The organism is Streptomyces griseus (genome assembly GCF_001715295.1).
Lineage (GTDB): Bacteria > Actinomycetota > Actinomycetes > Streptomycetales > Streptomycetaceae > Streptomyces > Streptomyces griseus_G.
The window spans coordinates 589,536-614,042 of sequence record NZ_MDKB01000001.1; the positions used below are offsets into that span (position 1 = coordinate 589,536).

23 protein-coding genes and 1 pseudogene are annotated in these 24,507 nt (G+C 72.7%); 7 read left to right on the forward strand and 17 right to left on the reverse strand.

Going from position 1 to position 24,507, the window contains the following annotated elements; translation table 11 throughout:
• Window positions 1–104 precede the first annotated feature (104 nt).
• The 9 genes from cysD to BA175_RS02135 all read right to left on the reverse strand — a co-directional run bounded on the left by cysD (window position 105) and on the right by BA175_RS02135 (window position 8,694).
• Window positions 105–1,040: a sulfate adenylyltransferase subunit CysD gene (gene cysD, locus BA175_RS02100; RefSeq protein ID WP_069169459.1), complete on the reverse strand. Its 936-nt coding sequence runs from the start codon at window positions 1,038–1,040 to the stop codon at window positions 105–107.
• Entirely contained in the window at window positions 1,037–1,582 is a 546-nt protein-coding gene (gene cysC / locus BA175_RS02105; RefSeq protein ID WP_069169460.1) for an adenylyl-sulfate kinase, read from the reverse strand. Before cysC ends, cysD begins: the two co-directional genes overlap by 4 nt.
• A 23-nt stretch (window positions 1,583–1,605) precedes the next feature.
• Entirely contained in the window at window positions 1,606–2,322 is a 717-nt protein-coding gene (locus BA175_RS02110) for a phosphoadenylyl-sulfate reductase (RefSeq protein WP_069169461.1), read from the reverse strand.
• The gene (locus tag BA175_RS02115) at window positions 2,319–2,498 is read right to left on the reverse strand and encodes a hypothetical protein (RefSeq protein ID WP_069169462.1); all 180 of its coding nucleotides are present in this window, start codon (window positions 2,496–2,498) and stop codon (window positions 2,319–2,321) included. Before BA175_RS02115 ends, BA175_RS02110 begins: the two co-directional genes overlap by 4 nt.
• Window positions 2,495–4,192: a nitrite/sulfite reductase gene (locus tag BA175_RS02120; protein WP_069169463.1), complete on the reverse strand. Its 1,698-nt coding sequence runs from the start codon at window positions 4,190–4,192 to the stop codon at window positions 2,495–2,497. Before BA175_RS02120 ends, BA175_RS02115 begins: the two co-directional genes overlap by 4 nt.
• A gap of 116 nt (window positions 4,193–4,308) precedes the next feature.
• Window positions 4,309–4,392, reverse strand: a complete 84-nt coding sequence (locus BA175_RS32185; protein WP_310591794.1) for a putative leader peptide — start codon at window positions 4,390–4,392, stop codon at window positions 4,309–4,311.
• Between the two features lie 120 nt (window positions 4,393–4,512).
• The gene (locus BA175_RS02125; RefSeq protein WP_069169464.1) at window positions 4,513–5,151 is read right to left on the reverse strand and encodes a GNAT family N-acetyltransferase; all 639 of its coding nucleotides are present in this window, start codon (window positions 5,149–5,151) and stop codon (window positions 4,513–4,515) included.
• Window positions 5,152–5,465: 314 nt separating this feature from the next.
• Window positions 5,466–6,785 carry a GAF domain-containing protein gene (locus tag BA175_RS02130; RefSeq protein ID WP_069170286.1) on the reverse strand — a complete coding sequence of 440 codons (1,320 nt, stop codon included), beginning with the start codon at window positions 6,783–6,785 and terminating at the stop codon, window positions 5,466–5,468.
• A 271-nt stretch (window positions 6,786–7,056) separates the two neighbouring features.
• On the reverse strand, window positions 7,057–8,694 hold the full coding sequence (locus tag BA175_RS02135) for an acyl-CoA dehydrogenase family protein (RefSeq protein ID WP_069169465.1): 1,638 nt from the start codon (window positions 8,692–8,694) through the stop codon (window positions 7,057–7,059).
• Between the two features lie 17 nt (window positions 8,695–8,711).
• Between BA175_RS02135 and BA175_RS02140 the strand changes: the two genes are divergently transcribed.
• Window positions 8,712–9,923 (forward strand): YihY/virulence factor BrkB family protein, encoded by a 1,212-nt coding sequence (locus BA175_RS02140; RefSeq protein ID WP_079159339.1) that lies wholly within the window; start codon window positions 8,712–8,714, stop codon window positions 9,921–9,923.
• 117 nt (window positions 9,924–10,040) lie between these two features.
• A pseudogene (locus BA175_RS02145) lies at window positions 10,041–10,705 on the forward strand (helix-turn-helix domain-containing protein).
• On the opposite strand, the gene BA175_RS02150 reads toward BA175_RS02145, so the two are convergent.
• The 4 genes from BA175_RS02150 to BA175_RS02165 all read right to left on the reverse strand — a co-directional run bounded on the left by BA175_RS02150 (window position 10,645) and on the right by BA175_RS02165 (window position 14,578).
• Window positions 10,645–11,037, reverse strand: coding sequence for a VOC family protein (locus BA175_RS02150; protein WP_107407500.1), 393 nt, complete (start codon window positions 11,035–11,037; stop codon window positions 10,645–10,647). The pseudogene BA175_RS02145 and the gene BA175_RS02150 overlap by 61 nt on opposite strands.
• A 200-nt stretch (window positions 11,038–11,237) precedes the next feature.
• The gene (locus BA175_RS02155; protein ID WP_069169468.1) at window positions 11,238–12,767 is read right to left on the reverse strand and encodes a 3-hydroxyacyl-CoA dehydrogenase; all 1,530 of its coding nucleotides are present in this window, start codon (window positions 12,765–12,767) and stop codon (window positions 11,238–11,240) included.
• A 36-nt stretch (window positions 12,768–12,803) separates the two neighbouring features.
• On the reverse strand, window positions 12,804–13,634 hold the full coding sequence (locus BA175_RS02160) for a CoA-transferase subunit beta (protein ID WP_254667796.1): 831 nt from the start codon (window positions 13,632–13,634) through the stop codon (window positions 12,804–12,806).
• A gap of 26 nt (window positions 13,635–13,660) precedes the next feature.
• Entirely contained in the window at window positions 13,661–14,578 is a 918-nt protein-coding gene (locus BA175_RS02165) for a CoA transferase subunit A (RefSeq protein WP_175420756.1), read from the reverse strand.
• 154 nt (window positions 14,579–14,732) lie between these two features.
• On the opposite strand from BA175_RS02165, the gene BA175_RS02170 reads away from it, so the two are divergent.
• From BA175_RS02170 to BA175_RS02185, 4 genes are all read left to right on the forward strand, one after another.
• Window positions 14,733–15,647, forward strand: coding sequence for a LysR family transcriptional regulator (locus BA175_RS02170; protein WP_069169470.1), 915 nt, complete (start codon window positions 14,733–14,735; stop codon window positions 15,645–15,647).
• Window positions 15,648–15,749: 102 nt separating this feature from the next.
• A complete protein-coding gene (locus BA175_RS02175; protein ID WP_069169471.1) occupies window positions 15,750–16,976 on the forward strand; it encodes an acetyl-CoA C-acetyltransferase in 1,227 nt (408 codons plus the stop codon).
• 197 nt (window positions 16,977–17,173) lie between these two features.
• On the forward strand, window positions 17,174–18,517 hold the full coding sequence (locus tag BA175_RS02180; RefSeq protein WP_069169472.1) for an MFS transporter: 1,344 nt from the start codon (window positions 17,174–17,176) through the stop codon (window positions 18,515–18,517).
• Window positions 18,518–18,549: 32 nt separating this feature from the next.
• Complete coding sequence (locus tag BA175_RS02185) at window positions 18,550–19,008, forward strand: MaoC family dehydratase (protein WP_069169473.1); 459 nt, start codon at window positions 18,550–18,552, stop codon at window positions 19,006–19,008.
• Between the two features lie 26 nt (window positions 19,009–19,034).
• Here the strand turns inward: BA175_RS02185 and BA175_RS02190 are convergent, their stop codons facing one another.
• Genes BA175_RS02190 through BA175_RS02205 form a run of 4 tightly spaced genes read right to left on the reverse strand, consistent with a single transcriptional unit; the run spans window position 19,035 to window position 23,133 of the window.
• Entirely contained in the window at window positions 19,035–20,507 is a 1,473-nt protein-coding gene (locus tag BA175_RS02190; protein WP_069169474.1) for a sialate:H+ symport family MFS transporter, read from the reverse strand.
• Between the two features lie 48 nt (window positions 20,508–20,555).
• Window positions 20,556–21,236, reverse strand: coding sequence for an N-acetylmannosamine-6-phosphate 2-epimerase (locus BA175_RS02195; protein WP_069169475.1), 681 nt, complete (start codon window positions 21,234–21,236; stop codon window positions 20,556–20,558).
• Window positions 21,233–22,177: an ROK family protein gene (locus tag BA175_RS02200; protein ID WP_069169476.1), complete on the reverse strand. Its 945-nt coding sequence runs from the start codon at window positions 22,175–22,177 to the stop codon at window positions 21,233–21,235. Before BA175_RS02200 ends, BA175_RS02195 begins: the two co-directional genes overlap by 4 nt.
• Window positions 22,174–23,133, reverse strand: a complete 960-nt coding sequence (locus BA175_RS02205; RefSeq protein ID WP_069169477.1) for a dihydrodipicolinate synthase family protein — start codon at window positions 23,131–23,133, stop codon at window positions 22,174–22,176. The genes BA175_RS02200 and BA175_RS02205 overlap by 4 nt, the downstream gene beginning before the upstream one ends.
• Window positions 23,134–23,297: 164 nt before the next feature.
• Between BA175_RS02205 and BA175_RS02210 the strand changes: the two genes are divergently transcribed.
• Entirely contained in the window at window positions 23,298–24,032 is a 735-nt protein-coding gene (locus BA175_RS02210; RefSeq protein WP_069169478.1) for a FadR/GntR family transcriptional regulator, read from the forward strand.
• The last annotated feature ends 475 nt before the right edge of the window (window positions 24,033–24,507 follow it).

Here is a 24,507-nt window from a genome sequence, read left to right on the forward strand (position 1 = left end):
AGCCGCCCGGGGCGGGCGAGGGGGCCGGGGGCCGGCCGGCGGGGCGGGCCGGGGCGGGGTGCCGCGGGCGGTGGCACGCCCGGACCGGTCCTCGTGGGCGGCCCTCAGAAGTACCCCTCGCGCTTGCGGTCCTCCATCGCGGCCTCGGACATCTTGTCGTCGGCGCGGGTCGCGCCCCGCTCGGTGAGCCGGGAGGCGGCGATCTCGGTGATCACGGCGGCCAGGGTGGTGGCGTCGGAGTCGACGGCGCCGGTGCAGGACATGTCGCCGACGGTCCGGTAGCGCACCAGGCGGGTCTCGACCGTCTCGTGCTCCTTGGGGCCGCCCCACTCACCGGCGGTGAGCCACATGCCGGAGCGGTTGAAGACCTCGCGCTCGTGGGCGAAGTAGATCTCCGGGAGTTCGATGCCCTCGCGCTCGATGTACTGCCAGACGTCGAGCTCGGTCCAGTTGGAGATCGGGAAGACGCGCACGTGCTCGCCGGGCGCGTGGCGGCCGTTGTAGAGCTGCCACAGCTCGGGACGCTGGCGGCGGGGGTCCCACTGGGAGAACTCGTCGCGCAGGGAGAAGACGCGCTCCTTGGCGCGTGCCTTCTCCTCGTCGCGGCGTCCGCCACCGAACACGGCGTCGAAGCGGTGCTGCTGGATGGCCTCGGTGAGAGGGACGGTCTGCAGCGGGTTGCGGGTGCCGTCGGGACGTTCGCGTAGGGTGCCGGCGTCGATGTAGTCCTGGACGGAGGCCACGTGCAGACGCAGTCCGTGCTTCTCGACGGTGCGGTCCCGGTAGGCGAGGACCTCGGGGAAGTTGTGCCCGGTGTCCACGTGCAGCAGCGTGAAGGGGACGGGCGCCGGGGCGAACGCCTTCAGCGCGAGGTGCAGCATCAGGATCGAGTCCTTGCCGCCGGAGAACAGGATCACGGGCCGCTCGAACTCACCCGCCACCTCACGGAAGATGTGCACCGCCTCGGACTCCAGGGAGTCCAGGTGGCTGAGTGCGTACGGGTGGTCGGTGCCTTCCGGCACGGTGGCGACGGTCGTCACGCCAGGCCCCTCTCGGTGAGCAGCGCGTGAAGCGCCGCCGCGGACTCCTGCACGGTCTGCCGGTGCGACTCGATCCGCAGATCCGGTGACTCGGGGGCCTCGTAGGGGTCGTCGACCCCGGTGAGACCGCTGAGCTCGCCCGCCGCCTGCTTGGCGTACAGCCCCTTCACGTCGCGCGCGGAGCACACCTCGACCGGCGTCGCGACGTGCACCTCCAGATACGCGGTGTCCTCGGCCCGGTGGCGTTCGCGCACCGCGTCACGGCTGTCGGCGTACGGGGCGATGACGGGGACGAGCGCCTTGACCCCGTTGGCCGCCAGCAGTTCGGCGACGAAACCGATCCGCTGGACATTGGTGTGCCGGTCCTCGCGGGAGAAGCCGAGACCCGCGGAGAGGAACTCCCGGATCTCGTCGCCGTCCAGGACCTCGACCCGGTGCCCGTCGGCGCGCAGCCGGCCCGCGAGTTCGTAGGCGAGGGTGGTCTTGCCGGCGCTCGGCAGACCGGTGAGCCAGACGGTGGCCCCCGTCTCCGTCACGCTCATCGCTATCTCCTGATCAGTCGTCATCAGCCGTGCAGCCCGCATTCGGTCTTGCCGCGTCCGGCCCAGCGGCCGGCCCGGGCGTCCTCGCCCTCCAGCACCCGGCGGGTGCAGGGAGCGCAGCCGACGGAGGCGTAACCGTCCATCAGCAGGGGGTTGGTCAGTACGCCGTGCTCGGCGACGTAGGCGTCCACGTCGTCCTGGCTCCAGCGGGCGATCGGCGAGACCTTGACCTTGCGCCGCTCGGCGTCCCAGCCGACGACGGGGGTGTTCGCCCGGGTGGGGGACTCGTCGCGGCGCAGCCCGGTCGCCCAGGCGGCGTACGCGGTCAGGCCCTCCTCCAGCGGCTTCACCTTGCGCAGGGCGCAGCACAGGTCGGGGTCGCGGTCGTGCAGCTTCGGCCCGTACGCGGCGTCCTGCTCGGCCACCGACCGGCGCGGAGTCAGGGTGATGACGTTGACGTCCATCACGGCGTCCACGGCGTCCCGCGTCCCGATGGTCTCCGGGAAGTGGTAGCCGGTGTCGAGGAAGATCACGTCGACGCCGGGCAGGGCACGGGAGGCGAGGTGCGCGACGACCGCGTCCTCCATGGAGGAGGTGACACAGAACTTCGTGCCGAAGGTGTCGGTGGCCCATGTGAGGATCTCGAGGGCGGAGGCGTTCTCCAGATCGCGTCCGGCCTGCCCGGCGAGCTCCTCCAGGGCCTCGTCGGTGAGCCCGGCGGCGTTCGGCGCGTCCGTCATGTCCTGTCCCCTTCGGCGTGGTCGCGCCGGAGCCCGTGGGACAGCAGGCCCAGGAACTTCAGCTGGAAGGCGCGGTTGCAGGAAGCGCATTCCCAGGCGCCGTGCCCGGCCTCGTGGGGGCGCAGGTCCTCGTCGCCGCAGTACGGGCAGTGGAAGGGCGCGGCTCGTCCGCTCATGACAACGACTCCGCACCGGCCCGGGCGGCCCACGCCGCGAAGCGCTCGCCGTCCTCGCGCTCCTCCTGGAACCTGCCGAGCACCCGCTCCACGTAGTCGGGCAGTTCGGCCGAGGTGACCTTCAGCCCGCGGACCTTGCGGCCGAAGCCGGCCTCCAGGCCGAGGGCGCCGCCGAGGTGCACCTGGTAGCCCTCGACCTGCTCACCGTTCTCGTCCAGCATCAGCTGGCCCTTCAGGCCGATGTCCGCCGTCTGGATGCGGGCGCATGCGTTGGGGCAGCCGTTGATGTTGATCGTCAGCGGCTCCTCGAAGTCCGGGAGGCGGCGCTCCAGTTCGTCGATGAGAGCGGATCCGCGCGCCTTCGTCTCGACGATCGCGAGCTTGCAGTACTCGATGCCGGTGCAGGCCATCGTGCCGCGCCGGAACGGGGAGGGCTTCACCCGCAGGTCCAGCGCCTCCAGGCCGGCGGACAGCGACTCCACCTGGTCCTGCTCGACGTCGAGGATGATCATCTTCTGCTCGACGGTGGTCCTCACCCGGCCCGAGCCGTGCGACTCGGCCAGCTCCGCGATCTTGGCGAGGGTGGATCCGTCCACCCGTCCGACGCGCGGGGCGAAGCCCACGTAGAAGCGGCCGTCCTGCTGCCGGTGGACCCCGATGTGGTCGCGCCAGCGCGAGGAGGGTTCGGCGGGGGCCGGACCGTCGAGCAGCGGACGCTTCAGGTACTCGTCCTCCAGCACCTGCCGGAACCTGGCGACGCCCCAGTCGGCGACGAGGAACTTCAGCCGGGCGCGGTTGCGCAGCCGGCGGTAGCCGTAGTCCCGGAAGATGCCCACGACCCCGGCCCAGACGTCGGCGACCTCGTCCAACGGCACCCAGGCACCGAGGCGTTCGGCCAGGCGAGGGTTGGTGGAGAGTCCGCCGCCGACCCACAGGTCGAAGCCCGGTCCGTGCTCGGGGTGCTCGACGCCGACGAAGGCGATGTCGTTGATCTCGTGCACCACGTCCTGCACGGGGGAGCCGGAGATCGCGGTCTTGAACTTGCGCGGCAGGTTGGAGAACTCCGGGCTGCCGATGTAGCGGGCGTGGATCTCCTCGAGCGCCGGGGTCCCGTCGATGATCTCGTCCGCGGCGATGCCCGCCACCGGCGACCCGATCATCGTGCGCGGGCAGTCGCCGCAGGCCTCGGTGGTGGAGAGGCCGACCGCCTCCAGCTTCTCCCAGATCGCGGGGACGTCCTCGATGCGGATCCAGTGCATCTGGACGTTCTGCCGGTCGGTGATGTCGGCGGTGCCCCGGGCGTACTGCTCCGAGATCTCGCCGATCACCCGCAACTGCGTGGTCGTCAGCCTCCCGCCGTCGATCCGCACCCGCATCATGAAGTACGAGTCCTCGAGCTCCTCCGGCTCCAAGACCGCGGTTTTGCCGCCGTCGATGCCGGCCCGGCGCTGCGTGTAGAGGCCCCACCACCGCATGCGCCCGCGCAGGTCGTTGGGGTCGATCGAGTCGAAACCGCGCTTGGAGTAGATCGTCTCGATACGTGTCCGCACGTTGAGACTGTCGTCGTCCTTCTTGAACTGCTCGTTCCCGTTGAGCGGGGTGAAGTGACCCATGGCCCACTGACCTTCGCCACGGTGCCGTCCGGCCTTGCGTCGGGGCGTGGCGGTAGCAGGCTGTTCCGGGGTGGCGGCCATGACAAATACGTCCTTCGGGACTGCAGGAGGGCGGCTCTGAACTGCACACTCGCGTCAGGCGCGGCGGTGCGCAGGGAAGGTGGTGCAGCAGGGGAGCGCGGCGGTGCCGGCGACTCTCAGCGGGCCGGACAGATGGCGCTGGACATGCGGCCGAGGTCGACGTGCCGCCGACTCACCAAGGCAATTCCAGTTCCGGACATGACGGAAGCGTGGCACGCGCCTCTCCGGGCAGTCCACCACGATCCATCATGTGGACTCGATGGTCCCGAAATGCGAGACGCTGTGGCCTCCGTCACGTCCGGACGGCCGACAAAGCGGGCTCAATCGGTGTGCGGACCGGGGTACGCGCCCGGCCAGGGGCCGGGGCTGTCCACGAGGGGTTCCCGCTCGGTCCTGGTGTCGAAGAGCCGGAAACCGCGGCGCAGGTAGTTGTCCATCGCGTGCGGACCGTCGTCGGAGCAGGTGTGCACCCACACCCGCTCGGTCGGTGTCACGCCCGGATGGCGATCGGCCAGGTCCCAGGCGCGCGCCACTCCGTACGAGAGGAGGTGGCCGCCGATCCGGCGCCCCCGGAAGGCGGGGATCAGCCCGAAGTAGCCGATCTCGACCACCCCGCCCTCCTGGGCGTCGAGTTCGATGTACCCGGCCGGGGTGCCGTTCTCGTACGCCACCCACGTCTCGGCGCCCGGCCGCTCAAGGATCTCCTGCCACTCGGCGTAGGTCAGGCCCAGGCGGTCGGTCCAGCGGACGTCCCCGCCGACCGCCGTGTACAGGAAGCGGCTGAACTCCGGCAGCGGTGTCCGCGACCGCACGATCCGCACGTCACCGTCGGGGGCGGCGGCGGGGCGCAGGTCGGTGGGCGCGGTCTGCTCCAGGGACCAGATCGTCACCTCGGAGGTCTCCGTCCGCGGGGACGCGGCCTCGGGGGCAGGTTCGGTGGGACGCGGGAGGTTGCTCATGGCCGCCAGCGAACCATGCCGCCGTCCCGCGCCCAAACCGGGCCCCGGGCCGTTCCGCCTGCGGTGCGCCCCGGGTCGGCCGGGTCCGGGCCCGGCTCGCGTTCGGGCCTGCCCCGACCGGAGCGGCCGGGCCCGTGGTTCACCCCGGCCGGCGCGGTCGATGCCCCGGCCCGTCCGTGGCGGGTGTCCCGGTCGCCGTCGTCTCGGTCCGGTCTTCCCGTGGCGCGTACTCCGGCGGCCGCGGTCCATCCCCCGGCCCCTCCGCGGCGGGTGTCCCGGTCGGCACGGGCCGGCCCCGGCCGGTGGGCCGTGATTCACCCCCGGCCGGCGCGGGCCGGGTCCGGCCGTGGCGGACCGCCCGCGGTGCGCGCCCCGACCACCACCGGAGCCGTCGAGCGCGGCAGAAGGTCGGCCCGCACGGCGGGGAGGACCACCTCCACCTCGACGCCCTCCCCGAAGCGGTACGGGCGGTGCGCGAGCACCTCCGCGAGATGGCGCCGCATCCGCGAGATCTCCGCCCGCACCGTCACCGTCCGGGTCGGATCCCCGAAGACGTCCTGGGCCAGTTCGGCGGCGGTGCGCCCCTCCCGGTGCAGGGCCAGCGCGTACAGCAGTTCCGCATGGCGGGGCGAGAGCTGCCGCGTCCACGTGCCCACCGGGCCGGCCACATGGACGGCGAGCCCGCGCTCCCGCCTCAGGTCCAGCACGACCCGGCGCGGCGGCGCCTCCGAGGGGTCGTCCGCGACCCGCACCAGCCAGCCGCCGGGCAGCGGCTCCACCTCGCACATGCCGAGCGAGGCCAGCCAGACCCGGCCGGGCCGCAGGGACTTGGGCAGCGGCAGCCGGCTGAGCGGCGGCATCCCGCTGACGGCGGCCGGCCAGCCGTGCGTGTCCACCGCCAGGGCGCGCCCGCCCAGCCGGCACAGGATCGGGGCGGCCACCGACCGCAGCCGCTCGACGGCCATCAGATGCCGGTTGCGCAGCTCGCTCTCGGCGAGCGCCGCCACCGAGCCGACCAGCGCCATCGTCGCGGGGTGGAAGGTGGACGCGGGTCCCGTGACGTCGACGATGCCCATCAGCCGGCCGTCGCGGGGATCGCGCACCGGCGCCGCCGCGCAGGTCCAGTCGTGCAGCGCGCGCACGAAGTGCTCCGCGGAATGGACCTGGACGGGGGCGCGGGTGGCGAGGGCGGTACCGATGGCGTTGGTGCCGGTCACCGCCTCCTCCCAGGCCGCCCCCTCCTCCAGGCAGATGTCCTTGGCCAGGCGCATCACCCCGGGGTGCCCCTGCCGCCACAGCACCCGGCCCTCGTCGTCGGTGACGACCATGATCTGCCGGGCCGCGTCGACGATCGTCGCCAGTCCGTCCCGCAGCAGCGGCATGACCTCGCCGAGTGCGGACGCGCGGCGCCGGTGCTCGATCTCGTCGGTCTCCAGCAGCCTGCTCTCCAGGGACTGTTCGGGACGGACACCGCTGCGCAGCACCCGGTCCCAGGACGCGTCGATCTCCGCGCGCGGTGCCTGCGCCGCGCGCTCGCCCGCCAGGCGGGCGTCGCGGACGCCGTGGAGCCGGCGCGCGTTCGCGGCCGAGTACGGGGCGAGTGCCCCCGGCGCCGCGACAGAGCCTCTTTCCATGTCGGTCCCCCCATCGAGCGTGGGCCCGGCGCGGAAGAGAGGCACCGGCCCGGGGCCATCCTGCCGTGCCGGCACCGCCGCCGCCGCGCACTCCACATAATGGTTGCAACCCTGTGCAACTCTGGTGCGCGCCCCCCGGCCGTACGAGAGTGACGTCACACCGTGCGGCAGGGCCTCGACCCCGTCGGGCGGTGCCGCACAAGCGTGGAGGGTGGTGCCGTGTCGGCGCAGCACCACCCTCCGTCGTTTGTACGGGCCGGTCCTACCGGTCCTACCGGTCCTGCGCCCGCGCCCGCTCCACGACCGAGGCCAGGTCCAGGCTGTGCGGCAGCGTCCCGAAGGCCGAGCCCCAGTCCCCTCCCAGCCGCGACGCGCAGAACGCGTCCGCGACCTCCGGCGGCGCCCAGCGCAGCAGCAGCGACCCCTGCAGCACCAGGGCCATCCGCTCCACGAGCCGCCGGGCCCGCGCCTCGACGGCCTCCAGGTCCGCGAGCTCCGTCAGCAGGTCCTTGACCGCCGCGTCGAACCGGTGGTCCGCGCCGCGGGCCTTCCCGACCTCCCGCAAGTAGGCGTCCAGCGCCTGCGGCTCGCGCCGCAGAGCCCGCAGGACGTCGAGCGCCTGTACGTTGCCCGAGCCCTCCCAGATCGAGTTGAGGGGCGCCTCGCGCAGCAGCCGGGGCATCCCGGACTCCTCGACGTAACCGTTGCCGCCCAGGCACTCCAGCGCCTCGCCCACCACCGCGCCGCACCGCTTCGTCACCCAGTACTTGGCGGCCGGCACGGCGATCCGCAGGAAGGCCCGCTCCTCCTCGGTGTCCGCGTCGTACGCGGCGGCCAACCGCAACGCGAGCGTGGTCGCCGCCTCCGACTCCAGGGCCAGATCGGCCAGGACGTTGCGCATCAGCGGCTTCTCGATCAGCAGCCCGCCGAACGCGCTGCGGTGAGCACTGTGGTGGATCGCCTGGGCCACCGCCTGCCGCATCAGCGCGGCCGAGCCCACCACGCAGTCCAGCCGGGTCGCGGCCACCATCTCGATGATGGTGCGCACCCCGCGCCCCTCCTCGCCGACCCGGCGGGCCCAGGTGCCGTCGAACTCCACCTCGGCGGAGGCGTTCGAGCGGTTGCCCAGTTTGTCCTTGAGGCGCTGGATCGCGAACACGTTGCGGGCGCCGTCCGGCAGGACGCGGGGGACGAGGAAGCAGCTCAGCCCGCCCGGAGCCTGCGCCAGCACCAGGAACCCGTCGGACATGGGCGCCGAACAGAACCACTTGTGCCCGGTGAGCAGGTACTCCCCGTCGCCGGCCAGCGGTTCGGCCCGCGTGGTGTTGGACCGCACGTCAGTGCCGCCCTGCTTCTCCGTCATGCCCATCCCGAAGAGCACCCCGGCCTTCTGGGACGCGGGCCGGAGTCCCTCCTCGTACACGTGGGAGGTCAGCAGCGGCTCCCATTCGGCGGCCAGCGCCGGGTCGGTCCGCAGCGCGGGGACGGCGGCGTGCGTCATGGACAGCGGGCAGCCGTGGCCCGCCTCCGCCTGCGTCCACACCAGGAAACCGGCCGCCCGCCGGACGTGCCCGGCCGGCCGGCCCCAGGCGTCGGTCAGGCCGGCCGAGACGGCGTGCCCGAGCAGCCGGTGCCAGGAGGGGTGGAACTCGACCTCGTCGAGGCGGTGCCCGTAGCGGTCGTGGGTACGCAGCTTCGGCGGATGCTCGTTCGCCTGCGCACCCCACGCCTGGGCCTGGGCGGAGCTGGCGGACCGTCCGAGCGTCTCGAGTTCGCCGCGCGTCTCGTCGAGGAGGTCCGGCCCGGTGTGCCGTTCGACGGCCTCCGCCAGCACCCGGTCGCCGGCGAAGACGTCATAGCCGACCAGCGGCGGAACCTGGTTGGTCACTGTGTGGGTGGTTGCTGCCATGCCGATACGGTAAGGACGTGCAGGCAGCAAATGAAACACCCGAGCGGCCACCGGGTCGCCTCCACCGGGCTCGCGTCCTCTACCGCAACGTGTCCAAGCGGCAGATGGCGTGGCAATTGCTCAAGGACACGGTCAATTCGTGTATCGAGTACCGCATCCTGGGACTCGCCGCCGAGGCGGCGTTCTTCACCCTGCTGTCCCTGCCTCCGCTGCTGCTCGGCCTGATCGGGCTGCTCGGCTATGTCGACGAGTGGACGTCCACCACGACCGTCGCCTCCATCGAGCGGAACATCCTGGACGCGGTGCAGACCGTGCTGTCCGAGCGCGGCGTGAACGACATCGCCAAACCGCTCATGGACGACGTCACCACCGGCGCCCGGCCCGACGTCATCTCGATCGGGTTCGCCATCGCCCTGTGGTCGGGCTCCCGCGCGGTGAACGTCTTCATCGACACCATCACCGTGATGTACGGGCTCGACGGGCACCGCGGCATCGTCAAGACCCGGCTGCTGGCCTTCCTGCTGTACGTCGTCGCGCTGCTGCTGGGAGCGGTGGTGCTGCCGCTGCTGGTGGTCGGCCCCGACCGGGTCGTGGATTTCGTCCCCTGGGGCACCGAGGTCCTCGCCGTCCTGTACTGGCCCCTGGTCATCGTGCTGACCATCGCGTTCCTGACGACCCTCTACCACGTGTCCGTCCCCGTCCGTTCGCCGTGGATGGAGGACGTTCCCGGTGCCCTGGTGGCGCTGGCGATGTGGGTGGTGGGCAGCTTCCTGCTCCGGATCTACCTGACGAGCACGGTGGAGGGGCCCACCATCTACGGCTCGCTGGCGGCGCCGATCGCCGTTCTGCTCTGGATAGGCATCTCCGCCTTCGCCGTGCTGGTGGGCGCCGCGGTGAACGCCGCGATCGACCGCGTGTGGCCGTCCCTGGCCACCGCCGCCGCCCGCGCGGCCACCGAACGGGCCAGGGCCGCGCAGGCCGCCGAACTCGTGGCCCGCGCCCAGGCGGCGAACTGGGAAGCCTGGGCGGACGACGAGGACGACGACGTGTACATGCCGTCCGAGTTCCCGGAACGCTGGTCGCGCTTCCTGCCCCCGGACGACGTGAAGTCCCGGCTGCACGCGAACCGCGAGAAGGACACCAGGGACAGCGGGGACACCAAGGGCCCCAGGGACCACACCAAGGGCACCGACAGCCTCCCGGACAGCGGGGACACCGGGGACCGGTGACCGCGTAGCGTGGCAGGAGCGCACTACGAGGAGCGGGTGTCGGCCGTGGCCGGTGCCACCCTCTGGACGTTGAGCGGGGCCCCCGGCCCGGCGCGGAAGGTGCTCCCCGACGGCTGCATGGACCTGATCACGGCAGGCGGCCGACTGCTGGTGGCAGGCCCCGACACCCACGCGTTCACCCCCTCCGGTACGGGCGGTGGACCCTGCGCCGGAATCCGGTTCGCCCCCGGCACGGCGCCCGCGCTCCTCGGCGTACCGGCCCACGAACTGCGTGACCGGCGGGTCGCCCTCGACGCACTCTGGCCGGGCCCGGAGGTCCGCAGGCTCACCGAACGGATCGAGGAGGCCGCCGATCCGGCGTCGGCCCTGGAGGACATCGCCCTGCGCAGAGCCGCCGGCTCACAGCCGCCCGACCCGCTCATGACGGGCGTCGCCGCCCTGCTGCGGCAGGGCAGCTCCGTCACCGCCACCGCACACGCCGTGGGCCTCGGAGCCCGCCAGCTGCACCGCCGCTCTCTCACCGCGTTCGGCTACGGGCCGAAGACCCTGGCCCGGATCCTGCGGCTGCAGCACGCCCTGGCCCTCGTACGGGCGGGGACGCCGTACGCCGAGGCAGCCTGCGCCGCGGGCTGTACCGACCAGGCCCACCTGGCCCGGGAGATGCGGGACCTGGCCGGCACGACGCTCGGTGGCTACCTGGCGGAACGGGCCTGACCCCGCCCTACGACGTGGGGGCGAAGAGCGAGACCGCGCAGCCGTCCGGATCCAGGACGACCGCGTAGCGCTGGCCCCACACGGCGTCCCAGGGCCGCAGGTGGCCGCGGTAGCCGGCCCCGGTCAGGTCCGCGAAGACGGCGTCCACCTCCGCCGGGCTGTCGCAGAGGAACGCGAGCCCGAGCCGCTCACCGCCCTTCGGCGCGGTCCAGTCCGCATCGAAGGAGCGGACGACGTCCTCCGTGTCCCACAGCAGGCGCTGCCCGCCGGGGAGGGCCACTTCGACATGGGGTGCGGTTTCGGCACCGGCGGGGATGTCGAGCCCGAGCCGGCGGTAGAAGGCGAGCGAGGCGGCCAGGTCCCCCGTGGTGACGGAGACGGCGTCGAGTCGTGGAGTCATGGACAGAACGTAGACGGGCGCCCGGGTCCGGGTCTTGTACGAAACGGTCAGGGGCCCCGATCCGTCCGGAGCAAGGCCCCTGACCCGCCCGGCGTCCGGCGGGCGACCCGGCACGCGCCGAGCCCCGGTGAGTGCGGGTGCGGCCGACACCGCGTCACCCGGCGTCTCCCGAGCCCCGGCGCGTGCCGGGCCCCCGGCTGCTACCGGTCGACGCAGGCCTCGGGCGCGGTACCCGGGTCCGTCAGTGCGAGGCCGAGCTGCGCCCGTTCCGTGAGCCAGCGGGTCGGGCGGTGGCGCGGGTCGCCGGTCGTGACGTGCAGGGCCTGCTGCAGCTCCAGCATCCGGGCGGCGCCGATACGGTCGCCCCAGGCCAGGGGCCCGGCGGGATAGCCGAGGCCGGTCGTCACGGCCAGGTCGATGTCCGCGGGGGTGGCGAGCGAGCGTTCCGCGATCGAGGCGGCGACCGACACCACCGAGGCCAGCAGCCGCTGCGCCACGGAGCCCGCCGTGTCCCGCACCACGGAGACGGCGTACGGTTCCTCGCCGTCCGCCGCCCGGGCCAGCACGGCGCGGGCGTCCCGCGCGGCGGCCGGGTCGGCCGCAGGCGTGACCGCGAGGACCCGGCGGCGGCCCACTACCGGCAGCGGGTCCACTCCGAAGGTGCGCCCGGCGGGGAGCCCTTGGGCGGCCACGGCGGCGGCCGCGGTGGTGCCCCAGACGGGGACCAGGACGAGGGCGGTGGGGGAGGGGTGCCCTCCGCTCTCGACGCTGGCCCCGGTCGCGGTCAGCGCCTCCCGCAGCCCCTCGCCACCGCCCGTCACGAACACCGGCCTGTCCGCGTCGCCGGTCACCGGCGCCTCCGCGGCCGGGCCGGGCGCCTCGGAGCCGTACGCGAACCATCCCCGCCCGGTCTTGCGGCCGAGCAGGCCCGCCGTCACCCGGTTCGGGGTGAGGTAGGAGGGGCGCAGCCGGTCCTCGTGGCGGAAGCCCTGCCAGATCGCATCGATCACCGCCGCCGTCACGTCGAGACCCGTGAGGTCCATCAGCTCGAACGGGCCCATCCGCAGACCCAGGACGTCGCGCGCGATGCGGTCGATCTCGGCCGGGCCCGCGACCGACTCCTCCAGCAGGGCAAGCGCCTCGGTCACCAGCCCGCGCCCGGCGTGGTTGACCAGGAAGCCCGGGGTGTCGGCGACCGTGACCGCGTGGTGGCCGCAGCTCTCGACCAGCGCGGTGAGGACCGGCGGGATCTCCGGGCGGGTGGCGGCGCCCGGCACGACCTCCACGATCCGCATCAGCGGCACGGGGTTGAAGAAGTGCAACCCCGCCAGCCGCGTCGGATCACCCAGGCCGGCGGCGATCCGGGTCACCGACAGGGAGGAGGTGTTGGTCGCGAAGACCGTGGAGGCGGGCAGGACCTGCTCCAGCTTCCCGAACACCTCGGCCTTGGTGTCCAGGTCCTCCCGCACGGCCTCGACGACGAGTTCGACGCCCGGGCCCGGTGCCCACGGGTCGTCCAGCGGGACCAGCCGGTCCAGCGCCGCGGCGCGGTCCCCTGCGGTCATCCGGCCCTTGGCCACCGCGCGCTCCAGCATGGACCGCACGAAGTCCACGGCCTCGGCCACCGCCTCCGTGCGGACGTCGCACAGTTCGACGGTGTGTCCGGCGCTCGCCGCCCACTGGGCGATGCCGCGGCCCATGGCTCCGGCGCCGACGATCCTGATTCGCATGGTGGTTACGGTCCTCTCGCAGAGATGCGGTACGTGTCAGCGAAGATAGACGCGGTCGGGGTCGACGTCCTCGCGCAGGAGGCGCAGTTCCGCGGCGGTCGGCGGCGGAACGGTCCCGACGGCGTCGGCCACCTTCAGGTCCCAGCCCGTCGCCGCCCGGACCTGCTCGACCGTGACACCCGGGTGGACGGCGACGAGCCGTAGTTCCTCGCCGACGCCCTCCCGGGCCAGGATGCCCAGTTCGGTGATGACCCGGGTGACACCGATGCCGAGCGGCCGGATGCCCTCGGCGAGCGCTCGGTCCGGGCCGGGGGTGGTGCAGAAGTCCAGGGTCCCGGTGAACGAGCGCGGATCGTGCCGGCGCATCACCACGAAGACCTCACGGGAGTTGGCCATCACCTCGACGCCACCGCCCGACCCGGGCAGCCGCACCGACGGGCTCTCCCACTCCCCGATGACCGAGGTGTTGAGGTTGCCCCACCGGTCGATCTGGGCGGCGCCCAGGAAACCGACGTCGATGTGGCCGCCCTGGAGGACACAGCCGAACAGGGCGGGCATCGACAGCACCGCCTCGGCGCCCGAGATGAGGACGGCGTCGGCGATGGTCTCCGGCAGGTGCGAGGGGTGCGCGCCGCAGACCCCGGACTCGTACACCACCTCGATCCGGGGGGCGACCGTCAGATGGGCCAGTTCGGTGGCGAGCGTGGGCAGCCCGATGCCCGCGAACACCGTTCGGCGAGAGGCCAGTTCGCGCGAGGCGACCACGGAGAGCAGCTCCGAGGACGTGACGGGGCCCGTCACCCCGGGTGCGTCGGTCAGCGGCGCGGCGGCGGCCGGGGCCGACGGGTCCGCCGTGGGGGTCGTCATGACCAGCTCCTTCTCGTGTGCGGCGGTCACAGTCGCCGTCCGTAGTTCACCGGTTCGCTGAGCGCCTCGCCGACCGCCAGCCCCGCCCAGAACTCCTCGCCCAGTCTGGCGGTGTACTCGGCGTGGTCGGCCGTCCCGTACACCCACCGGGCCAGCCACTCCCGCAGCCGCTCCGGATCCTTGCTGATGTGGGACCAGGCGCGGTAGAAGGCGTTGTCGCGGTCGTAGTAGCCCTGGGCGAACGACGGGTGCGCGCCGCGCGGGCAGACCACGACGGCGTCCACGGCGTGGGCCGGGACGAGCGTGCGGTTGGGGTCCGAGCGGACCACCTCGTCCCCGACGAGCTCCTCGACGACGACGATCGCCTTGTCGGCCGCGTACACGGCCTCCGCCTGAATGCCCGTCAGTCCCCAGATCTGGGTGTTGCCCCTGCGGTCGGCCCGCTGGGCGTGAATGATCGTCACGTCGGGGTTGACGGGTGGGACGACGTAGATCTGCTCGGGTTCGCCGTCCGGCCCCGGGTAGGGCGAAGTGACCTTGCGCAGATCGCTGTTGACGGCGGGCAGGTCGCTGCCCCCGTAGCTGCGCAGCGGGTAGAACGGCAGGCGCTGCGAACCGGCGAGGTAGCGGCAGATCATCCCGTAGTGGCTGTACTCCTCGAACGCGAGCGGCACCGGGTCGGCCCGCTCGATCCGGCGCCGCAGTTCGCCGAGCGAACCGGCGGAGGAGTTGCCCACGAACGAGGAGACCAGCCGCGAGACGCAGCCCGCGGCGATCATCTGGTCCACCACGATGTCCGCCGTCATCCGGACGACCGTGAGGTCCCGGCGGCCCTGACGGATGATCTCGTGCCCGGCGGCGGTGGGGATGAGGTGGGTGAAGCCCTCCAGGCTCACGGTGGCGCCGTCGTGCACGAAGGTGGCGACCGCCTCCCTCATCGACATGACCTTGCCGGCCCCGTCGGCCGTGTCCGTCCGTTCCACGGTGCTCCTCGGCGGTGTGTGTGCTGGTCGCCCTACCGTGTCAGCGGCCATTGATTGCTGTCCAATACCGAATTAAGGTCACATCGAGACCGCTGACGAATGAATGGGTGCCCGTATGGAGCTGCGTCATCTGACCGCGTTCACCGCCGTGGCCGAGGAACTCCACTTCGGCCGCGCCGCCAAGCGGCTGCAGATGGCCCAGCCGCCGCTGAGCCAGCAGATCCGGCAACTGGAGAAGGAGCTCGGCGTCCAGCTCTTCGAGCGCAACACCCGTTCCGTCCGCCTCACCAGCGCCGGGGAGTCCTTCCTCGAACCCGTACGGATCGTCCTGGACGACCTCGACACCGCGGTGCGGGCCGCGAAGGCGGCCGGGCGGGGGGAGTACGGGCGGGTGACGATCGGCTTCGCCGGCGCCTCCAGCCACGAGACGCTGCCCCGGCTGACCAGGGCCGTACGGGCGGCCCACCCTGCCCTGGAGCTGGTCATGAAGGGCCAGACGTACGCCAACGTCGCGCTGTCCAGGGTCGCCGACGGCTCGCTCGACCTCGGCTTCGTACGGCTCCCGGTGACCCAGCCCGGGGTGGCCTACCGGGTGATCGACGAGGAGGAGCTGCTGTGCGCGCTGCCCTCCGACCACCGCCTCGCCCAGCTCGAGACCGTCCCGATCGGTGTCCTCGCCGACGAGCCCTTCGTCTCCTTCCCCGCCAACACCGGGTCCACCGTGCGCGACGCCATGGTCGAGGCCTGCGAGGCCACCGGTTTCCATCCGCGCGTGGTGCAGGAGGCCCCCGACTCGTACACGATCCTGGCGCTCGTCGCCGCCGGTGTCGGCGTCACGCTCACGGTCTCCTCCTGCCGTCACATCCAGCAGAACGGACTGGTCTACCGGCCCCTCGCCGGCCCTCCCATCCGGCGCCAGGCGGCACTTGCCTGGCGCACCGACAACCCGTCCGCGGCGCTGCGCGCGGTGCTCGCGGTCTGCGAGGAAGCCCTCCCGACCCCGAAGGGAAGCCCACGGGCGGCCGATTGAGACGCCTTGCGTCTCGAAGGGAGGGGAACTCGATATTGGACCGACTCAGTGGTCGGGTGCGAGGGTCACCCCACCGACCGAACCCGCCGAAAGGTGCCCGCCGTGCCCGACCAGCCTGATGTCGTCATCTGCGAACCGCTGCGCACTCCCATCGGACGCTTCGGTGGGGCCTTCGCCCGGCAGACTCCGGCCGCGCTCGCCGCACGCGTCATCGCCGAGGTCGTCGCCCGTACGGGCATCGCCCCCGACCGGGTCGACGAGGTGATCCTCGGACACGCCTACCCGACCTCCGACGCCCCGGCCGTCGGCCGTGTCGCGGCCCTGGACGCCGGGCTGCCCGAGTCCGTCACCGGTCTCCAGACCGACCGGCGCTGCGGTTCGGGGCTGCAGGCCGTCCTGGACGCCGCCATGCAGATCCGGGCCGGTTTCAGCGAGGTCGTGATCGCCGGCGGCGTCGACGTCATGAGTGCCGCTCCCTACTACACGCACGACGGGCGCTGGGGCATCAAGGGCCCCGGACTCCAGCTCCACGACGCGCTGGCCCGAGGCCGGGTCACCGCGGGCGGCGTCAACCACCCGGTGCCCGGCGGCATGATCGAGACCGCCGAGAACCTGCGGCGCGCCTACTCCATCAGCCGCGCCGACCAGGACGCCCTGGCACTGCGCTCGCAGGCCCGCGCCGCCCGCGCCGCGCGGGAGGGGCGCTACGACGCCGAGACGGTCCCCGTCACCGTGCGCGCCGGCCGGAACGAGACCGTCGTGACCGCGGACGAGCACCCCCGCCCGGACACCACCGCGGAGCAGCTCGCCGCCCTGCGGCCCCTCATGGCCGGAACCGACCCGGAGGCCACCGTCACCGCAGGCAACGCCAGCGGCCAGAACGACGCGGCCGCCGCCTGCCTGGTCACCAGCGCGGCCACCGCCGAACGGCTCGGGCTCACCCCGCTCGTCCGCCTCGTCTCCTTCGCCCGGGCCGGCGTCCCCGCCGCGACCATGGGCATCGGCCCCGTACCGGCAACCCACGCCGCCCTCGGCCGCGCCGGACTCACCCTCGCCGACCTCGACCTGATCGAGATCAACGAGGCCTTCGCCGCCCAGGTCCTCGCCTGCACCCGCGAGCTGGGCCTCGGCGAGCAGGATCACGAGGAGCGCATCAACGTGAACGGCTCCGGAGTCTCGCTCGGCCATCCGGTCGGCGCCACCGGAGCCCGGATCCTCGCCACACTGGCCCGCGAGATGCACCGGACCGAGGCGCGTTACGGCCTGGAGACCATGTGCATCGGTGGCGGCCAGGGCCTCGCCGCGGTCTTCGAACGCATCGCCGTCTGAGGATCCGCACCGCACCGCCCCCCCCCGGCACCCACCCCTCACCCGCCGCACCGTCCTGAAACGCACCCCCGTCCCCTCACCACCGCCACACCGCCGCCGTCCCCGCACCACCCCCGCGCGGCACCCGGGCGTCACGGGCGACGCCCAGCACAGTCATGCCCCCATCCGCTTGCTCAACGACGTTCACGGAGCCACCCATGAGTGCGTCCACCGCAACCGCACGCGCGGACACGAAAGCCGCCAACCGAGCAGGATTCGGAGCCTTCATCGGCTCCACCATCGAGTGGTTCGACTTCTACATCTACGGAACCGCGGCAGCGCTCGTCTTCGACAAGGTGTTCTTCCCCGAACTGGAAGGCCCCCTGGGCACCCTCGTCGCCTTCGCCACCTTCTGGGTCGGCTTCCTCGCCCGCCCCATCGGCGGCATCGTCTTCGGCCACTACGGCGACCGCCTCGGCCGCAAGAAGACCCTCGTCATCACCTTGCTGATGATGGGCATCTCCACCACCGCGATCGGCCTGCTCCCCGGCTACGCCTCGATCGGGATCGCCGCCCCCATCCTGCTGGTCTGCATCCGCATGATCCAGGGCATCGGCCTCGGCGGCGAATGGGGAGGGTCCGTCCTGATCGCCTCCGAACACGCCCCCAAGGGCAAGTCGGTGCTGTACGGGGCGTTCGCGCAGCAGGGCTCACCTGTCGGCAACACGCTCTCCACGGTGAGCTTCCTCGCCATCAGCCAGCTGCCCGACGACGCCTTCGTCTCCTGGGGCTGGCGGGTGCCCTTCCTCGCCTCCGCCGCCCTCGTCATGGTCGGACTCCTGGTCCGGCTCAAGGTCGCCGAGTCCCCGGCCATGGCCGAGCTCATCGAGAAGAAGGAAGTCGTCAAGCTCCCGCTGACCGAGGTCCTGCGCAGCCACCCCATGCTCATCGTCCTCGGCATCGGCGCCTGCACCATCGGCCTGTCGGCGACGTACTTCAAGTCGACGTTCGCCCTGTCCTGGGCCACCACGTCGCTCGGCTTCGACCGCAGTTCCTTCCTCACGATCATCCTCGTCGCCAACGTGACGCAGATCCTCGTCCAGCCCTTCGGCGCCGTCATCGCCACCAGGATGAAGAGCTGGTCCCGCGCGGTGACCCTGATGCTGCTGCCCGAACTGATCCTGATGCCGCTGATGTTCGTCCTCATCAGCACCGAGAACTACGGCCTCGCGATGGCCGGTGTCGCCGTCGCCACCATCCCGCACTGCCTCTACTACGCGGCCCTCGCCGGCATGCTCGCCAGTCGCTTCCCGGCCCACCTGCGCTACACCGGGATCTCCCTCTGCTACCAGCTCTGCGGCACCCTGCTCGGTGGTACGACCCCGATCGTCGGCCAGTTCCTGCTCAACCGGACCGGCTCCATCGCCGCGGTCATCGCGTACGCCGTCTTCCAGGTCGCCCTCACGCTGGGCTGCATGCTCCTCCTGCTCAAGCGCCCCAACCACGACGAGCTCGCCGCCGGCCCCGTCGCCGCACCTCGCACGGCCACCGTCACCGCGTGACGGTCCCCCACGCGCAGAACGAAGTAGCGCCCATGCCCCTGACCGTGCACGGCATCCCGGAGATCCTCGCCCTCGGCGGGCGCGATCTCGGGCGCTCGGAGTGGAAGGAGGTCACCCAGGAACTGATCGACGCCTACGCGGACGTCTCGGGGGACCACCAGTGGATCCACACCGACGTGGAACGCGCCGCCGCCGGCCCCTACGGGCGCACGATCGCCCACGGCTACATGGTGCTGAGCTGGGGCATCCCGATGTTCGGCGAGCTGCTCCAGGTCAGGGGCGTGGGACGCGCGCTCAACTACGGGGTCGACCGGGTGAGGTACCCGGCACCCGTCCCCGTCGGCAGCCGCGTACGCCTGCACGCCACCGTCACCGGGGTGAGCGAAGTCGCCCGGGGCGGCGTACAGATGAGGCGCGCCTTCACCTTCGAACGGGAGGGGTCACCCAAACCGGCCTGCGTCGCCGAGTCGCTGACGCACTTCTACCCGTAGCCCGGACCCTTCCGACGCGTGGGAGGTCAACGGGTGCGGGTACCTCCGGCCGGCTCCGCCGCCCCGCCGGGCGCGGCCAGATGGTCCTTCTGCGCGCCGGGATCCGTCAGCCGGTTCAGCCGCGCCGGTACGTCGAGGCCGACCAGCAGCACCACGATCACCGTCCCCGCGAAGGTCAGAACCGCGAGCGCCTGCCCCAGGTCCATGCCGGAGGCCAGGTGCGCCCCCAGCACCGGGGCCACGGCACCGCCGAGCGCTCCCACGTTGTACGTGAAGCCGAGCGCGGCCCCGCGGCCGGCCGTCGGGAAGTGGCCGCCGATGTACCGCGGCAGCAGCCCGGAGATCCCGAAACCGGTGGCCTGCAGCAGGAACAGCAGACAGCCCAGGACCAGCAGGTTGTCCGTGACCGCGAACACCGGGTAGACGAAGGCCAGCGAGGCCAGCAGGGTCAGTGCGTACGCCTTCTTCGCCCCGATCCGGTCGCCCAGGAAGCCGGCCGCCCAGCAGCCGGCCGTCGTGCCGAAGCCGGCGAAGTAGAGGACGTCGGTGACCTGGCCGGTCGTGTATCCCAGCTCGGTCTTGAGATAGGTGGGGAGCAGCGCCTGGATGGGCCACGAGTACAGGAACGCGAAGAACAGTGTCACGATCATCGACACGTACAGCAGCCACCCCCGCCGTCCGCCCAGTTGTACGGCGAACGCGAGGAGGGAGAGGCCCGCCACCACCGACAGCACCGGTACGAGACCCTCGCCGCCCGGGGTGAACACGAGGAAGAGCGAGAGGGTGGCGGCCACCACCAGGACGGTGTTGCCCGCGGCGAGCCGCGGGGTCCGGAACAGCGGCCGGAAGGGGCTGGGCCTGGCGCCCCGTTCCGCGACGTCCGCGGTCCACTCCCCGGCCTCCGGCAGGGCCCTGCGCATCCACAGGGCGACCGCGACGGGTATCAGGCCCAGGTAGAACATCCACCGCCAGCCGAGCGAGGGCACCACCCAGGTGTAGACCTGGGCGGCGAGGACGGATCCGACGGAGAACCCCGAGATCAGGAAACCGCTTGCCCGGCTTCGGACCCGGGCCGGCCAGGTCTCCAGGACGTACGTGGCACTGGCGCTGTACTCACCGGCCATGCCCATCCCGATGGCCAGGCGGGCGGCGAAGAGGCTGTGGTAGTTCCAGGCGAACCCGCAGGCGAAGGTGCCCAGCGAGTAGAGCAGGATGCTCAGCACCATCGAGGTCTTGCGGCCGTACCGGTCCCCGACGGCTCCCAGGATCGCCCCGCCCAGCCAGCGGGTGATGAAGGCGCCGGAGATCAGACTGGCCGCCTGCACCGTGCTCAGGCCGAAGTCGTCGCTGATCTCGGTGAGGACGAGTGTGATGAGGACGAAGTCGAAGCCGTCCAGGACGTAGCCGACCCAGGCCGCGAAGAAGGATTTCCACTGAGGACCGCTCACCTCGCGGTACCAGGGGAGCGTGGGGGGATTCTCGTGCACAGTGCGCTCCATGGTGCGGGACGGCTCGTCGTCGAGGCCGTCCCTCGGGGTGAGGGGTGCTCAGGGCCGGGTGAGGCCGGCGACGAAGCGTGCGGTCAGGGCGGTGGGAGCGGTGATGGCCGTACCGACCACGACGCTGTGGGCGCCTCGGGCGAGGGCTTCGGCAGCCTCCTCGGGAGTATTGATACGGCCTTCGGCGACGACCGGTACAGAGACTGCGGCCGAGAGAGATGTCACAAGGTCCAGGTCAGGGCCGGTCTGCTTCGGCGTTCCGGGCACGTAGCCGGACAGGGTCGTCGAGACGAGGTCCGCCCCCCGCGCGGCGGCGGCGATCCCTTCGGCGAGCGTGGAGACGTCGGCCATGACGAGGGCGCCCGCGGCATGCACGGCGGTGACCAGCTCGGTGAACGTGGAGCCGTCCGGGCGGGGCCGGCCGGTGGCGTCGGCGGCGACGACGGCCGCTCCGGCTTCGACGACCGCCAGGGCGTGCCGGACGGTCGGGGTGATGTAGACGCCCGTGTCGCCGTCCTTCCACAGGCCGATGACCGGCAGGTCCACGGCCCGCACGATCGCGGCGACGACCTCCGGCTCGTTGGCCCGGATCGCGGAGGCGCCGCCGGCGACGGCCGAGAGGGCCATGCGCACGAGGGTGGGGGTCTCCCGCATCGGGTCACCGGGGGGTGCCTGACAGGAGACGATCAACCGGCCCCGCAGGGCGTCGGCCAGATCCTGTGCGGTCATCGGGGTGCTCCCGGGTGGTGGAGGGGCAGGGTGGTGGTCAGTGCGGCGGCGCCCAGCACGGCGGCGTCGTGGCCGAAGAGGGGAGGTACGGGGACGAGTCCGCGCAGCGGTGGCATCAGCTCGGCGGCGAAGGCGGCGGCAAGCGCGTCGCCGTACAGCGTGCCGATCCGGGGTACACCACCGCCGACGACGACCCGGTCGGGGCCGAGCGCGTTGGCGAGCCCGCCCAGCACCCGTCCGGCGGCCGCCGCTCCCGTGGTGACGGCGTGTACGGCCGCCCGGTCGCCCCGGGCGGCGCGGTCGGCGACGGTTTCGAGCCGGCCCGCCGGGGTGCCGGTGAGCCGCTCGTAGTGCGCGGTGATGCCCGGCCCGGACGCGATGACCTCCAGGTGCCCGGAGGCCCCGCAGGTACAGGGCAGCCCTGCCGCCTCCGTACTGGGGAGGTGGCCGAGGTGGCCGGCCATGCCGGACGCGCCGTGCAGCATGCGCCCGTCGACGGCGAGTGCTCCGCCCACGCCCGTGCCCACGGCGGCGAACAGCAGCGAACCCCGGCCCTCCGCGAGCGCGGCGAGTTCCGGCCCCGCGGTGGCGCGCACGTCGTTGTCGCAGGCCACCGGCAGGCCGGTCCGATCCGCGAGGCCCGTCCCGAGCGCGGTGCCCGCCCAGCCGCCGATCGAATCGGTGGCACTGGTGACCACGCCGCTGCGGGGATCGACGACCCCGGCCGCCGCGACGCCGAGCGCCGTGGCCAGTCCGCCGGGGTCCACCTCGGCGGCCGCCGCGGCGAGCGCGTCGAGCACCGCCGCCGAGCCGTCCCCGGCCGGGGTGGGCCGGGTGTGCCGGGTCAGTACCGTGCCGTCGGCGGCGAAGAGCGCGGCCGCGATCTTCGTACCGCCGAGGTCGAGGCCGATCACCGCGGCCGGGGTCGGGCGCGCGGTCATCGGACCGGCGGCAGACCGGCGCCGCGCAGCCGCTCCGCGACCAGGGCGACGGACTCGGCGGAGAGCGGGATCTGCGGGAACGCGGTGGCACCGTTGTCGATGACACCGAGCAGTCGCAGTGCCTCCTTGAACGAGCCGAGCGCCGACGAGCTGCGGCCCATGTCCTGCTCCGGACCGGCGTCGACCATGGCGAACAGCTCGACGAGCCGCTCCTGCTCCCGGGCTGCGAGCGCCCAGTCACCGGCGCGCGCGGCGTCGTACAGCCGCACGTAGCCGGCCGGGTCCACGTTGCCGATGCCGGGCACGACGCCGTCGGCGCCGGCCAGCAGCGCCGCATCGGCGGTGAGTTCGGAGCCGGTCAGCACGGTGAAGTGCGGCGCCGGGCCCTGCGGCCGGCCCTCGCGCCCACCGAGGTCCACGATCAGCCGGCGCAGCCCGCCCTCGTCACCGCTGCTGTCCTTGAGGCCGGCCAGGGTGCCGTCCTCGGCCAGATGGCGTACCAGGGCGTGGGAGAGCTTGGAGTGCACGGCCACCGGGATGTCGTAGGCGAACAGTGGCAGGTCGACGGTGGCGCGCACCCGGCGGAAGTGCTCGGCCATCTCCTTCGGGTGCGTTCGGGTGTAGAAGGGCGCGGTCGCGACGAGGGCGTCCGCGCCGAGCTCGGCGGCGGTCCGGGCGTGTGCGACGACCCGCGCGGTCGTCGTGTCGATGACCCCGGCGAGGACCGGGACCCGCCCGGCGGCCGCGGTGACCACGGTCCGCAGGGCGGTAGCGCGCCGGGCGTCCGTCAGATAGGCGACCTCGCCGGTCGAACCCAGGGCGAAGAGTCCGTGTACCCCGCCGTCGACGAGGTGGTCGACGAGACGGGTGAGAGAGGCCGTGTCGACCTCCCCCCGGTCGTCGAGCGGGGTGCAGACCGGCGGTACGACGCCGTGCAGCGGTGCGGTCAGGGGCATGGGGAAGAGCTCCAGCTCGTTGAGAACGCAGGCCCGCCGCCGGAAAGGAGGAAACGGACCGAGACATGAGACGTAAGATGTCCTATGTCTGGACTCACTTTAAACGGACATCCCGGCGGCCGGTCAAGAGGCACCGGCGGCCGACTGCACCCAGGAGGACCGTCGTGGCCCGCCCCACCATGGCTCAGGACATCGAGCGAAGGGTCAAGGAACTGATCCTCGAACGCCGGCTCGGACCGGGCGACCCGCTGCCCACCGAGAGTGAGCTGATGGACCTGTTCGACGCCGGGCGGGTCTCGGTGCGCGAGGCCCTCAAGGCGTTGCAGGCCATGCACGTCGTCGAGATCCGGCGCGGCTTCGGGACCTTCGTCGGTTCCCTCTCCCTGTCGCCCCTCGTCGAAGGGCTGGCCTTCCGCGCCGCCGTCCGGCACGGCCGGGGCGAGCCGGGTCTGCTGGAGCTCATGAAGGTGCGCGAGGCCCTGGAGGTCGGGCTGGTCGGCGCCGTCACCGCAGGAGTTCCCGCCGAGGACCTCGCCGTCCTGCGAGCGCTGGTCGCCCGGATGGAGTCCGAGGCCCGGGGAGGACGGGTCGCCCGGACCACCGACCGGGCCTTCCATCTCGCGCTCTACGCCTCGCTCGGCAACCACCTGCTCAGCGAGGTGCTGGACGCGTTCTGGGCGGCCATGGACCGGGTGCGCGAGGACAGGGACGACGGTCATCAGGACCCCGCCGTCACCTGTGCCCAGCACCACGAGATCGTCGAAGCCCTGGCGGCGGCCGACGGGGAGCGCGCGGTACGGGCCATGCGGACCCACTTCGACGGCATCCGGCACCGCCTCGAACGCCCGTCCGGGCTGGTGCCGATGCCCGGGGCCGCTCCCGACTCCGCGCAGAGGTAGCCGCTGGTGCCCGCCGGGTGCGCCCGGCACCACGCGTTCCCCATGCCCTGGTGCAGCGCACCCCGGGCCCGGGGTCCGCTCGACCTGGGCGCGACTCGTCCACCGCTCGCCGGCGCACAGCCGCGGCGGTCGCCCGTACGCCCACCGTGTGTGGGCGTACCGCACCGGGGGCGTCGGCGAGCAGGGACGGCGGGTCCGCGGCCAGGTGTATCGATCACGCCCGCGAAACCCGTCGTCCATCGCGCACCCGGCGACGCCGCGGCCGCCCCTGCGTGACCCCGCTGCCGCCCTCCGTCGTAGGGAGGTGCCGTCCCCCGCGCCGCAGCCGACCGGGCGGGGCCGTCGGGGGCCGGCACCCAGGTCCTGATGCGAAAGGAGTGCCGTCTGCCCGAGGGGCGGGCCCAGGGGTGTCCGGTGCGTGTGCTCGCACGGCGGAGGGTCGTCCCGACAGTGGATGTATCGGGACGATGCCGAC